The sequence below is a fragment of the Novosphingobium sp. THN1 genome (assembly GCF_003454795.1).
In the GTDB taxonomy this organism is placed as follows: Bacteria; Pseudomonadota; Alphaproteobacteria; order Sphingomonadales; family Sphingomonadaceae; genus Novosphingobium.
Genome location: NZ_CP028347.1, coordinates 3061051 through 3074308, shown reverse-complemented (window position 1 = coordinate 3074308; position 13258 = coordinate 3061051). Strand labels below are relative to the sequence as shown.

The 13258-nt window shown below is 60.8% G+C and carries 11 protein-coding genes and 1 pseudogene; 3 read left to right on the top strand and 9 right to left on the bottom strand.

Annotation, left to right across the window (positions count from 1 at the left end):
- Nucleotides 1–147 precede the first annotated feature (147 nt).
- Both C7W88_RS22775 and C7W88_RS15120 read left to right on the top strand, forming a co-directional pair.
- A complete protein-coding gene (locus tag C7W88_RS22775) occupies nt 148–1710 on the top strand; it encodes a hypothetical protein (protein WP_162896082.1) in 1563 nt (520 codons plus the stop codon).
- A gap of 91 nt (nt 1711–1801) precedes the next feature.
- The gene (locus C7W88_RS15120) at nt 1802–4480 is read left to right on the top strand and encodes a TonB-dependent receptor domain-containing protein (protein ID WP_118074174.1); all 2679 of its coding nucleotides are present in this window, start codon (nt 1802–1804) and stop codon (nt 4478–4480) included.
- A gap of 67 nt (nt 4481–4547) precedes the next feature.
- Here C7W88_RS15120 and C7W88_RS24830 read toward each other — a convergent pair whose 3' ends face one another.
- The 5 genes and pseudogenes from C7W88_RS24830 to pobA form a co-directional block, all read right to left on the bottom strand.
- Entirely contained in the window at nt 4548–4886 is a 339-nt protein-coding gene (locus C7W88_RS24830) for a GIY-YIG nuclease family protein (protein ID WP_118074173.1), read from the bottom strand.
- On the bottom strand, nt 4883–5503 hold the full coding sequence (locus C7W88_RS22770) for a hypothetical protein (RefSeq protein ID WP_162896081.1): 621 nt from the start codon (nt 5501–5503) through the stop codon (nt 4883–4885). The genes C7W88_RS24830 and C7W88_RS22770 overlap by 4 nt, the downstream gene beginning before the upstream one ends.
- Entirely contained in the window at nt 5491–6009 is a 519-nt protein-coding gene (locus C7W88_RS15110; protein WP_118074172.1) for a DGQHR domain-containing protein, read from the bottom strand. Before C7W88_RS15110 ends, C7W88_RS22770 begins: the two co-directional genes overlap by 13 nt.
- A gap of 145 nt (nt 6010–6154) precedes the next feature.
- Entirely contained in the window at nt 6155–6829 is a 675-nt protein-coding gene (locus C7W88_RS15105; RefSeq protein WP_118074171.1) for a response regulator transcription factor, read from the bottom strand.
- 106 nt (nt 6830–6935) lie between these two features.
- Nucleotides 6936–8104: pseudogene (pobA, locus tag C7W88_RS15100) on the bottom strand (4-hydroxybenzoate 3-monooxygenase).
- 113 nt (nt 8105–8217) lie between these two features.
- Here pobA and C7W88_RS15095 point away from each other — a divergent pair.
- On the top strand, nt 8218–9063 hold the full coding sequence (locus tag C7W88_RS15095; RefSeq protein WP_118074170.1) for a helix-turn-helix domain-containing protein: 846 nt from the start codon (nt 8218–8220) through the stop codon (nt 9061–9063).
- 25 nt (nt 9064–9088) lie between these two features.
- Here C7W88_RS15095 and C7W88_RS15090 read toward each other — a convergent pair whose 3' ends face one another.
- Genes C7W88_RS15090 through C7W88_RS15075 form a run of 4 tightly spaced genes read right to left on the bottom strand, consistent with a single transcriptional unit; the run spans nt 9089 to nt 12817 of the window.
- A complete protein-coding gene (locus tag C7W88_RS15090; protein ID WP_162896080.1) occupies nt 9089–10861 on the bottom strand; it encodes a hypothetical protein in 1773 nt (590 codons plus the stop codon).
- Entirely contained in the window at nt 10840–11919 is a 1080-nt protein-coding gene (locus C7W88_RS15085; RefSeq protein WP_162896079.1) for a TonB-dependent receptor, read from the bottom strand. The genes C7W88_RS15090 and C7W88_RS15085 overlap by 22 nt, the downstream gene beginning before the upstream one ends.
- Nucleotides 11862–12488 carry a hypothetical protein gene (locus C7W88_RS15080; protein ID WP_118074167.1) on the bottom strand — a complete coding sequence of 209 codons (627 nt, stop codon included), beginning with the start codon at nt 12486–12488 and terminating at the stop codon, nt 11862–11864. Before C7W88_RS15080 ends, C7W88_RS15085 begins: the two co-directional genes overlap by 58 nt.
- The gene (locus C7W88_RS15075; protein ID WP_118074166.1) at nt 12485–12817 is read right to left on the bottom strand and encodes a hypothetical protein; all 333 of its coding nucleotides are present in this window, start codon (nt 12815–12817) and stop codon (nt 12485–12487) included. The genes C7W88_RS15080 and C7W88_RS15075 overlap by 4 nt, the downstream gene beginning before the upstream one ends.
- Nucleotides 12818–13258 lie beyond the last annotated feature (441 nt).

The following is a 13258-nucleotide window of genomic DNA, read 5'->3' as shown; positions in this document are numbered from 1 at the left end:
CGTGCTGTCGTCACAAATGTCAAATAACCGTCAGATATTCTGACTTATTTCTGTCAGGAAACCGCAAAGTGGCTGTCACTTTGCAGGCCTAGATCACCCCTCGACCCGGCGGGAATCGCTCCCGCTGTTATCCATGGGGGATACCAAGTGAAGAAGTTCCACGGCCTTATGCTCGTTGGCTGCAGCGGATTGGCGCTCGCTGGCTGCGGCCCGACCGACATCGCCTCGCCCGGCACCGGCGGCAATGTTGTCATCAACCAGCCCACGCCAACTCCGACGCCGACCCCCACGCCAACCCCGACTCCGACCGTCACCGCCGCGGCTGGTTGCCCGACCATCGAAGACCCCACCGGACTCACCGATGCCGGAACGGTCACTTCGGCGCAGGGCTCGTGGCGCGTGTGCACGCTGCCTGCCCGCATCACCCGTTCGACCACGCTACCCAAGATCGCCGGGCTGCTCTATTCTATCAACGGTCGCGTCGATGTCGGCACCGATGCCGGCTTCAGCAGCACCAGCACTGGCGTTACGTTGACGATCCAGCCGGGCGTGATCCTGTTCGGCAACACCGGCACGTCCTGGCTCGCCGTCAACCGCGGCAACAAGATCAATGCGGTCGGCTCGGCAACCGCACCGATCATCTTCACCAGCCGCGACAACGTGCTCGGCCTCAACACCGAAACTTCGCAGGGGCAGTGGGGCGGCGTCGTGCTGATGGGCCGTGCGCCGATCACTGACTGCACCACCGGTTCGGTCGCCAGCGGATCTACTGCCAGCACCTGCGAACGCCAGACCGAAGGTTCGGCCGACCCCGCCCTGTTCGGTGGCACCAACAGCGCCGACAGCAGCGGTGCCATGAAGTACGTCCAGATCCGTTATTCGGGTTACGTGCTTGGTTCCAACTCGGAACTGCAGGCTCTCACGCTCGAAGGTGTCGGTTCGGGCACGGAACTGGACTACATCCAGAGCTACAACAGCTCGGATGACGGGGCCGAGTTCTTCGGCGGCACCGTGAACATGAAGCACTACATCTCTGTCGGTGCCGATGACGACAGCCTCGACATGGACACCGGCGTCCAGGCGAACCTGCAGTACCTGTTGCTGATCCAGCGTTCGGGCGCGGGTGACACGCTGATGGAGCTCGACAGCAACGGCAACGAAAGCCAGACGCCGCGTCAGGTTTCGCGCATTGCCAACTTCACGGCGATCCAGCCTGCCACCAGCAGCAACAACGAAGCCAATGGCCAGGCGGCGCTGTTCTTCCGCGGCAATTCCGACATCAGCCTCTACAACGGCGTCGTCGTCGCTCCGGCCAACCAGTGCATCCGCATGAACGGCTCGGGCGGCACGGCCTCCTCGACCCTGACTGCGCGTTCGGTGGTCATGTCCTGCGCAGGCACTGGCGATGATCGCTTCATCGGCACGGGCGCCTACACCGCTGCGCAGGTTGCGGGCTTCTTCGGCTCGGGCTCGAACAACAACAACGCCGGGTTCACGCCCACGCTGGCAAGCCTGTACATCAACGGTGCCAACGAAACCGCCGTCACCGCGTTCAACGTGACCACGCTGTCCTCGTTCTTCTCGACGGCGGCCTACATCGGCGCGGTCCGTGACAGCTCGGACACCTGGTACGCCGGCTGGACCTGCAACAGCGCTGCGGCAAACTTCGGCACCACCAGCCAATCCTGCACGCTGCTGCCGATCACCTGATCGGCGCCTTTCGGGAAATCCGGGGGTGGCCGGCAACGGCTGCCCCCTTTCCCGCACCACGGAACTTTCCTTTTCCCCAGGGGGACGACAGATGAATACCTCGCGGCTCGCACACCTGCTGCTGCTGTCCACCGCGCTGCTCACGCCGGCGCTTGTCCATGCGCAAGAGGCCGCGCCGGCGCCGTCTCCGGCTCCGGAAGCTTCCGCCGATCAGGCCGCGGCGGATCCGCAGGCCGAAGAGCAGCCGCAGGAGGCCGCGCCTGAAGTCTCCATTCCCGGTGGCGAGATCGTCGTGACCGGACAGCGCGATCGCAACCTGCAACGCGCCGCTCCGCAAGTCGTTTCGGTTCTCGGCACTGCCGAAATCGCGCGGACCGGCGAAGGCAACATTGCCGGCGCACTCGGCCGCGTGACCGGCCTCAGCGTCGTCGGCAATGGCTATGTCTATGTGCGAGGCCTCGGCGATCGCTACTCGCTCGCGCTGCTCAACGGTTCTCCCTTGCCGAGCCCCGAACCGCTCAAGCGCGTCGTCCCGCTCGACTTGTTTCCCTCGAGCATCATCGCCTCGTCGCTGGTGCAGAAGTCCTACTCGGTCAACTATCCCGGCGAATTCGGCGGCGGCGTGGTGAACCTCACCACCAAGTCGGTCCCGCAGGAAGCCTTCGTCAATGTCGGCATCGGCGGCGCCTGGGATACGGAGACGACCAACCAGCTTGGCTATACCTACTATGGCTCGAGCACCGACTGGACCGGGTTCGACAACGGCCAGCGTGATTTCACCAAGGCCCTGCAGAGCTTCTTCGCCAGCGGCGAGCGCCTCTCCTCGGGCAATGTCGATGCCGTTGCCGTGGGGCAGGGCATCGTCAACACCCGCAATGGCCTCACCCAGCGCATTCCCAACATGCCCGGTAACGGCTCGCTCTCGCTTTCGGCGGGCAAGTCGTTCGAGCTTGGCGGCGCGACACTCGGCGTCATCGCCACCGCCGGGTACAACAACAAGTGGCTGACCCGTGACGTTCTGAGCCAGACATCGGTCGAATCCGATCTCGCTGATCTGCAGTCCGATTTCCGCCGCGTCACCACCGACAACCGCATCGTCGTCAACGGCATGCTGGGGCTGGGACTGGAATTCGGGCGCAACAAGATCCGCTGGACCAACCTCTACATCCGCGACACGCTAAAGCACACGCGCATCAGCCTGGGCCAGCGCAACCAGACTTCGGCGGACTGGCAGCAGCAGGAAACCGCTTGGTACGAGCGCCAGCTGATCGACAGCCAGATCGTCGCCGAATTGAAGCCGCTCGACGGCCTCAGCGTTGACCTGCGCGGCGGCTATGCCAATTCGCAGCGTGAAGCGCCTTATGAACTCGGCTTCGAGTATGTGCGCACCAATGTCGCCTCGGACCCGCTTGGCCGATTTTTCGTCAACAATCTCGATGGCAACGCCGGTCGCGCCAATGTCAGCTTCTCCGATCTCAACGAAGACCTGTGGTCGGGCGGGATCGACGTGTCCTACAAGGTTTCGCCCGCGATCACCGCGACGGTCGGCTACGCCTATACCGATACCCGCCGCACCAGCTCGCGCCGCGACTTCCAGTGGCGTGCGGTCGATCTGCCCGATGGCGTGAACCTGTTCCGCCCCGACTACCTGCTCAGCAATGCGGTCATCAAGGCATTCAACATCGGCCTCGTCGATACGAACGAAGGCAATCCCGCCTTCCTCGCCACCTTGAAAAACCACGGGGCTTACGCAAAGATCGATGCGCAGCTGACCGATACCCTGCAACTCGATGCAGGCGTCCGCTACGAAACGGCGAAGATGGCCGTATCGGCGATTCCGGTGTTCAAGGACGTCACGGCTATCACGGCGCCGACCAGCCTGAACAACGGCTACTGGCTGCCGGCGGCCACGCTGACCTGGTCGTTCCGCGATGACATGCAGTTGCGCGCCAACGCGTCGAAGACGATCGCCCGCCCGCAATTCCGCGAGCTGATCTACCAGTTCTACTTCGATCCCGACACCAACCGCACCTATCGCGGCAACCCCAACCTGCAGGACAGCACGCTGACCAACGCCGAGGCCCGCTACGAGTGGTACTATGCGCGGGATCAGCGCTTCTCGATCGCCGGTTTCTGGAAGCGCATCGACAAGCCGATCGAAAGCTTCGTCAGCCTCGAGAGCGACAACTTCATCACCAGCTTCGCCAATGCGCCGAAGGCCGATCTCTACGGCGCGGAAATCGAGCTGCAGAAGTACTTTGACCTCGCCGACTGGGGCGGGATGTGGGAGTCGCGCCGCTTTGCCGTGATCGCCAACTACACCTACACCAAGTCTAAGCTGAAGGTGAAGGAAGGCGACCAGACTTCCTACTACCTCGCCGCATCGACCCGTGCGCTGGACTACTTCCGCGATGGCGCACCCCTGACCGGGCAAAGCGAGCACATTGCCAACGTTCAGCTCGGCCTTGAAGACACCGACAAGCTATCGCAGCAGACCATCCTGCTCAGCTACGCCAGCAAGCGCGTCTTCAGCCGCGGTCTGCTCAACACCGGCCAGCCCGATGTCATCCAGGACCCGGGCCTGCGCATCGATTTCGTCGCGCGCCAGGGCTTCAAGCTGTTCAAGAACGATCTCGAACTCAAGTTCGAAGCGCGCAACATCACCGGTCGCCGCAACTACGAATATCAGCAGTCCGGCGCCAACCGCGTCGAAGTCAACTCGTACGACGTGGGGCGCACCTTCGCCCTGTCGGCATCGATGACGTTCTGACGCCGCAACGATCAACCACCCTCGGGAGGCGGCCTGTCACCACGGGTCGCCTCTTTCTTTTCTTCCGCTAAATCCGTGTCGGCGAATAGAGCTTATTCAGGACTGGAAGTGCACCCGTCACAGCAAGGTGATGGTTCATCCAACTGCGCTCCATCGTTTCCAAGTCGTTGGTTTCGCGCCACTCGAACCATATTGATCGTCCCAAATCCGTCAGCCTACGCTTGCCGTCCGAGTCCCAATGCTCCTCAAATCGCCTGGAAAGATTAACGGTTAGGCCGATGTATAAAATTTCATGTGAATGATTGCTTAAAATGTAACATCCAGATTGATCTGGACATCTTCTTTTGTGTGAAAATCTAAATGGAATAAAGTATTCCGGCGGTTGTATAAGCTCGGAAACTTTCATATTTCAACAGTACTAATAAAAGATGACTTATTTAGAGCAATTGCCATTGCCTGATAAATAACGCCTATTGCGCCCGAGTTAATATTGCTCGCGCTCGATCCTTTGCTCCACCACTCTTTATGTCCGACGCCTGCGTATTCGCCTTCGAGATTTTCGAAGCAGGACTTCATAAGATTTGTCATTGTTTGAACGGTAAAGCTACCTTTGTCTTGGCACTTCATAAAAAATGCAATGGAAAAGCGACAGAAAAGTTCCACACCGTTGTACTTATATACAACAGAGTCATCGCCATCATCGAGAAGATTAGTTATCGCTATCCAATAGTTTAAAAATATCTTTTTTTCCTTTTCCGAATCTTGGAAGGCTGTTAGCGGGTTGCTGGGGGTCAAAATATACTTTGTTATACTTTTGACAAAAGAATGCTGCTTTATTGCTGATCCCGACGAGCTCGTGTTGGGAAGGGCGATCTTTCCATTCCAAGGTGAATCTGGAGCGGTGTTTAAATAATCGACAAGTTTTACTGCTTGATCGACCTCGCCCTTATCAACTATCTTTCTAATCCATCGCGGAAGACTCGGGATATCCTCAACATCTACTGCCGCAGTTAGTCGTGACATGATGCGTTGTTCGACAGATTTGTCGACACTTTTTGAGTGCTGTTAACAATCAAAAAGTGACACATCTGATGTAAATGCGGAAGTTGCACTGCAATATTCACCGGCATTTCGAAGTGCAAAAGTCTATTATCTCTTTCAGCTGCTAGTCGAAGTCCCTCAAGTCGGTGTTGCCCGTCAACAACACTAAAGGCTCCCGTTTTTTCTGTGTCTATCAGAAGAAGTCCAGAGTGCTCGTCGTAGTCGAGTTCTTCGGAAGTGGCCAAAAAAACTGATGTGGGCAGGAAGCAATCTGATGTATCTAGCCCATTAATTAAGTAATCAGATAAACGGCGCGCTCGAGTTTCGTTCAATACCCGTTGATATCCGCTGTCGGTGGTATCAGTGGGATCAAGCGTTTCGACGCTATAAAAATTGTCTTTCACCAAGTCCGAAACGCGGATGCCAGTCGTATAGAGTGTTAGATTCCCTTGCTTGGCGCGGGCAGCTCTGACGGAAACTTTAGCCACGTATTTCTCCTTTCGCTATAAGATTGCAGGAGAAAAGGCGGGTCGCAACAATAATGTGCAGCGTCAGCAAGATTATGCATCAGGATTATGAGCTCCAGATTTGCAATCCGTCGGTTATTTGTGATTTGCAAATCTCTCACCAACCTTATGGCCGGTCGAGCACATACCCCATTGAGCGCACCGTGCGCAGCGGCGATCCTGCGCCGACATCGCGCAAGGCGCGGCGCAGGCGGCTGATCCAGGCGTCGACGGTCCTCTCGTCGATCGGCTGGTCGTGCTTGCCCAATGCCGCAATCAGCTGCGTACGGCTGAACACGTGGCCGGGCTTTTCCATCAGATAGCGCAGCAGGCGCATTTCGTTGGGCATGAGCAACAGCGGCTTTTCGCGCCAGCGGGCCTGCAGCGCGGCAAGGTCCAGCGCCAGGTCACCCAGCCGCAACACCCGCGCCGGCGCTTCATGCTCCGGAAGCTGGATCGACAGCACCCGGTCGAGGATCGCACCCCGGTCCACCGGTCCGACGATATAGTCGTCAGCCCCCGCGCGCAGGGCGCGGCGCTTGGCCTCGGCATCGTCTTCCTCGAGGATCATCGTGATGTGCGCTTCCTGACCGAGACTGTCCCCGCAGCGCAAGCGACGACACAGTTCCAGCCCGGACATCTCGTCAAGCACCCAGTCTATGAACGCCCAGGGCCGCCCTTCCATGAGGGGCAGGGGAGCCTCCGCTTTCCAGCGGTGAAACACCACGCGCAGATCGGAATGCACGAAGGGTTCGCGTCCTCCGGAATGGTTGCCTGTCAGCAGGATGTCGATGTGCCGCATGAAAAGAAAGCCCCTGTTTCCAGGAGCTTTCTGTATCGACTTTGTGACGGTGAAATGACGATGTTACACTGCGCCGGCCGACCTTTGGGGCAGGCCCTGGCAGCTGTTACACCGGCAGACCGACGTAGTTCTCGGCGATGCTCGTCTGTGCGGCCTTGCTGGAAGCGATATAGTCCAGCTCGGCCACCTGCATTGCGCGCTCGAACGGGCCATCCTCGGGAAGCGGTGCATCAGCTTGGTCAGCGACCACGAGAAGCGCTCGGATTTCCACACCCGGGCCAGTGCCTTGGCGGAGTACCCTTCGATCGCGTCGTTATCGCCCCGCTTGAAGAAGCTGCTCAGGGCTTCGGCGGCGTAATGGACGTCGCTTGCGGCAAGGTTCAGGCCCTTGGCACCGGTCGGCGGGACAATGTGCGCCGCATCGCCGCACAGCAGCAGGCTGCCGTGGCGCATCGGTTCGAAAACGTAGGAGCGCAGCGGCGCGATCGACTTTTCGATGGAAGGCCCGCGCGTCATGTTCGCCGCAGCCTCCGGCCCGAGGCGCACCGCCAGCTCGTCCCAGATGCGCTCGTCCGACCAGTCCTCGACCTTCTCGGTCAGCGGCACATCGACATAGTAGCGGCTGCGCGTGTGGCTGCGCATCGAGGCGAGGGCGAAGCCGCGCTCGTGATTGGCATAGATCAGTTCATGGTTGCACGGCGGCACGTCGGCAAGGATGCCAAGCCAGCCGAACGGATAGACCCGCTCGAATTCGCGCGCCACGCTCGCCGGGATGGCCTTCCGGCTGGGGCCATGGAACCCGTCGCAACCGACGATGAACCGCGCATCAATGCGCTGTTCGCTGCCCTCAAGCGAATAGGTGACGTAAGGGGCGTCGCTCTCGATGGCATGGAGAGCCACATCGCTGGCGCCATAGATCACCTGCAGCCCACGCTCGGGCGCGGCGTCCATCAGGTCGCGGGTGATCTCGGTCTGGCCATAGACCACCACGGTCTTGCCGGTGAGATTGGCGACATCGATGCGGATCAGGCGTTCGCCATCGGCGAGATTGAAGCCTTCTTCCACCAGGCCCTCGGCCTTGAGGCGAGCATCGAGGCCGAGCCGTTCCATCAGCCCGACGGTGATCTGCTCCAGCACACCTGCACGGATGCGGCCAAGGATATAGTCCGGCTGCTGCCGCTCGACCACGACGCAGTCAACGCCCTCGGCCTTCAGCAGGTGTCCGAGCAGCAGGCCGGCCGGGCCTGCGCCGATGATGGCGACCTGAGTCTTCATGACAGTTCTCCCACGCGCCCGCACTGGGATGCGGGGTCAGTGCTGGAGAATTTGACAGAAGCGCGGTTGCGGGTGAATGCAGCCGCAGGACAAACTGCTAGCACTTTCGGGACATGACCGAGGCGATACCAAGATATGCCCTCTATGGTGAAGGCACGGCGCAGAACGCAGGCGGTTTCGCCCATATCGAGACCATCGCGGAGCGGAGTGCCCTGCACGATTGGGAAATCGGCATTCACCGCCACGATCACTTCGTTCAGGTTCTTCTGGTAGAAGAAGGACACGCCGCAGTGACCCTCGATACCATCACCGTCGGGCTCGAAGGTCCGGCGCGCGTGATCGTGCCCGCCGCTGCCGTCCATGGCTTCCGCTTCCGCCAGGGCACGCGCGGATTTGTCCTCACCTTGTCCACCGACTTTTCCACAAGGGCAGCCGGCCCGGCCGATCCGTTGCTCGGCGCTCTGGCACGCGGCGGTTCTGCGCCGCTTGGCCCCGAAGCTGCCCGCCGCGCCGTCTGGCTCGCGCGTGAAATGCTCGGCCTTCAACAAGAATGGCAGCAGCGCGATCCATTGTTCATGGCGCTGGCTGAAAGCCTCATCCGCACAATCGCCCGCGAGGAGGACGCTTCCGATCCGCAGGAGCGTGCCGACCGGCGGCTCGATCGCTTTCGCCAGCTTGTCGAACTGCATTACCGCCAGCACCGCGATCTCGATTTCTATGCCGGCGCGCTCGGCCTTACCCGCCGCACGCTGTCGCGTCTCACCGCAGCGCGCCTCGGCTGCAGTCCGATGGACTTGATCCACCGCCGCCTCGCCCTCGAAGCCCACCGTTTGCTGCGCTACACCAATGCCACGGCGGCACAAGTCGCCGCCGAACTCGGCTTCGAAGACCCCAGTTATTTCTCCCGCTTCTACCAACGGGTTACCGGCAGGCGACCTTCACAGGACAAGGCGGCCTAGGCGTTGTGGAATTTGTCCACGCCGCCTAGAATACCTTGCGCAGTTCGAGCGCCACGGTGCGCCCGATCGGATCGCGATAGGCGGGCTGAAAGCCCAGTGGCAGATCCCCATTCGCTGCAGTCACCCGCTGGCGGGCATTACCGATGTTGTCGACGACGAGCGAAATGCGCGCGCCCTTCCAGAACGGAGACTTGGGCACGAGCGAGCTCATGTCGGCAATCGCTCGCAGGTCGAACGTGCTGATCGGCTGGAACGTCAGCCGGTTCGGCGCGGCTTGCGAGCCATAGAGCAGCTGGCTCTGCCCACGCCTGCTGGCTGAAAGCCGGAACCCGCTTGGCCCCCGCATCACCGAGACATTGGCGGTCGTCAGGTGCCGCTGCTGACCGCCGCCGATGCCGATTGCGCCACCCGACAGCAGGTTCACTTGCCCCAGAGCTGCTCGGATCACCGAAGTGCTCTCCAGCACGATGGTATGCGCCGCATTGACCTGCATCGTCATCCTTGGCCCATAAGCCCTGGCCTTGCCATTCGCATCGAGCGGCATCGGCTCCAGAGGCACCGCAAAGCTCGTGCCCAGCCGCAATTGCCGCGAGCGCAGCCGGTCAAAGTTCACCGTGCGATTGTCCACCAGCGTCAACCGCCCGCTTGCATCGCGCACGAAGCGGTCGGGGAACGCCGCCACCACGGCCTGCGTCGGCAAGGGCAGGGCACCGAACTGGTTGCGCGTGTCCGAAATCGAATAGTCCGCGTTGACCTGCAGTTTGTAGCGGGACCATGGCGATGCGGACACAGACAGCGTGCGCAAGCGTTGCGTCTCGCTCCTCAGGCTGTCGCCGCCGCCGTAGATCGTCGTCACGGGCACCGTCTCGCCACGCACCGGATCGAAGTAGGGCACGTTCTCGGCAATCGTGCTCGGCGCGGCGACAAGTTCCAGCGGAATGGCCCGCCCGTCACGGTTGTCGGTCAGGTTGAAACGCAGCCATGCCAGCGGCCGCCAGTTGAGTGAAAACGCATGCTCGTTGATCCGCCCGAACTGCCCCAGCCTCTGTCGCGAGACGTCTGCTGAAACATCTATGTCGCCCAGCGCGCCGAGAAAATTTCCCGCCTTGCTCGTCAGCGGCACGGTAACGCCTGCGCGCAGTGTCCAGTCGTTGCGCTCGATCCTCGAATCGCGGCCCTGCTGGTCCGTCGCATCCAGCGTGCCACCGCCCAGCGCGCCGCCCCCGCGCACTTGCACCGTGCCTGCAGGCAGCCCGAACAACGGTCCCTGAACATCCAGCCGTACCTCGCGCGCAGTGGTCTTGTTGCGCGTGGTGCGCACGGAAAGCGGAATGAGCGCGGCCAGCCCGTCGGCAAAGGGATTGATCGTCGGATCAATGGCGATCAGCCCTCCGGCCACTGTGCCATTAAGGATGCTGCCCGAGGCGCGCTCGCGCTGTTCGTAGCGGCCCAGCAACGTGCCTTGCCACGGCCCCCGCGTCGCGATCAGGGATGCCGTCAGGTTCCTTGCGTCGCTGCGCGTATCGTAGCGCAAGGGCCGCGAGGCGTCGCTCAATGCCAGCACCACCGGTGTCGTGAACAGACTTGCCGGATGATCCGCCGCCAGGAGAAACCGCGCTGTCGGCAAGCCGTTGAGGCTCGAAGCCGTCGTGCGGCCGATCCGCCCGTTGAACGAAAGCGAAAGCCATGGGGCCAGCGTCTTGTTGCCTGAAAGGCTGGCTTCGAGCGGCTTCGACGCGCCGCGCAGCGTGCGAAAGTCGCCGATCCGGCTGTCGTTCACCTTGTTGGCGAAAGGCACCAGACTGGCCAGCGTCGGCGTCCCGGTATTCTGGGCAGCGCGATCGTGCTTACCAGGCTCCCGGCAAGCGCCGAAAGCGCCGGGTCGATCTCCGTGCCCCGGAAAGAGATCACATTGCCCAGCGGAGCAAACGGTATGATCGAGTCCGGCCGCACCAGATTGCGGTCGGTTTCGAAGAGGTTGTCCGATTGCGAAGCCTTGACTGAAAGGTTGATGCGGTCACGCTTGCGGATGAAGGTCAGTTGCGCCTCACCCCGGCTCAGGCCCCAGTCCCCCTCGGTGGCGACTTCGCGGCTGCCGGTCACGGTGAGCGTCTTGACCGCAGGCTTCAGCACGATGTTGTAGACGCGCTGCGTGGATCCACCACCGACGCGCGCGGCTGACCCACGTGGTAGCGTTTCGATCTTGCGCACGGCTTCTACGGGGTAGTCGGATATGTCACCGATGTCGCTGACCGGCTGGCCGTTTACCAGCACTGCCGGCTGATCGTCGCCGTTCTCATCCTGGATCTGATTGACCAGTTCGCCAACCGTGCTGGCACCGTAGGATGCGATGCGGTCTTCCTCGTAATCTTGCTCAGGCGCGACGTCGGACAGTTGCGATACGATGGCGCGATCGCCCACGACCACGATCTGCCGGTCAAACAGTGGAACCGGCAGTTCCAGCCCGGACGGCCGCGTTTGCGCCGATTCGCTTTGCGGCGCGCCGTCACCACTGCCCGAGCCTGCTTCACCACTGCCATCGGCAGCACCGTTGGCCGCATGGGCCGCGACCGACAGGCAGGACAGCACCAGTGCAGGTATCGCAAGGCCCGGCCTCAGCGTGCCGAGGCACTGCAAGCGCGGCGCAGACCAGACGGTCCGTCCGCTCTTGTCAGAGCTCTGCCCATTGGCGGGAAACAAGGGTGTCGAGGGGCTGTCATCAGCGTCGTGAAAAGGCGCAAGGCTCCACCGGCCATTGCCGATGGAGCCATAGACACCCAGACCCGAGGTCAGATCGCTCAGGCGCCCGGAACCGAGATATAGGTCCCGTTCGAGGTCTGCGAACCGCCGCCCCACGGAGCCGTATTGAAGTAGGTCGTGTTGCAGTTGGTGCCGACATAGCCGTTCTGAGCAGTCCAGGTGCCCGGCAGCCTCTTGGGCGAAATGCAGACGACGACCTTTTCGGCCAGCCAGTTGCCGACTTCTGTCCACGGGCCAGCAGCAGCTTCATGCCCGGCAACGCCATAGACGGTGTTGGTTTCGTCGATCGTCTGGTTCGAAGTCAGCTCGGGTGCGGCCTCCGGCGCATTGTCGATCCACTGTTCTTCAACCGGTTCAACAGCATCGGCGGTCGTGATGAACAGGCATTTTGACTGATTTTCGCCCCATTGGCTCCACGTCGGGCCCTTGTCGGTAAACTCGGCGCACGCACGTTCTGTGGCTTCGATGTTACCGTTCGCTTCGGGATCGCGGATATAATAGCCCTGAACCGGCGTACCTTCGACCGCGGGAATGTAAGTTTCGCTGTAGCGCGTGTATTCGCAGTTGTAGCTCACCGTGGTGGTGGTGGAATAATCGGCGGTGAAGTCGTATTCGCTCGCGGGCCAGTTCTTGTTCTTGGCAACCTTGTCACCGAACAGGTTCACGCTGCCCCGGTGCGGAAGGGCCTTCCTTCAATGGTGAAGCCTGTATAGGTCGGCGTGCCGGTGCCAAAGCGGGTGCCCGGCGTTTCCACGCGGTTGCTTTCGACCGGATCAGCATCGATCTGACCGGTTTCGACGACTTCCACGGTCAGCGAAGGACGGCCGTCATGCAGCGGCGCAGTCAGCTTGGCAGCAAGGTCAGCGTCGCACACGCCTGCCATTGCAGTGGTCGTGTCGCCTGAAAGCGTGATCGCCAAGGCCGGCGTGATTGCCAGCGGGCTCAGCGAAGAGGCACACAGAGCGCCGATCGTCAGGATCTTTACAGTCTTCATTTGGGAACTCCCCCAGCAGTTGCGCTCGAATTCCCGGACCCCATGGTCGGGCGTTAACCTTGAGTGCTTGAGCGCGACTCGCCGGTTTATCGAGTTATAGATGCTTAATACGTAATTAATGGTATGGTTAGGAGTCATAAAGTGTTAATGATCCAAAGCGGGACTGTCTTTCAAATAGTCATTAAAGCATGTGAGATTATCTAAGGTTCAAAATTCTTTACTTCTTTGGATAAGTGATTTGCTGTTTCTTCGAGAGATTTTTCGAACATCACCGCCATCGCAAATTTCACTTCATGAAACGACGTTTCCGGATTTCTGGAAACGCGTTTTCACCCTTGGACCGTCAGCCATCGCAAACAGCGCTCCAAAACAACTTTCCTACAGCGTCAGTGCTGCGGCAAACTCCGGTCATGCACAAATTCGGATTCGCCCCTTTCGGAG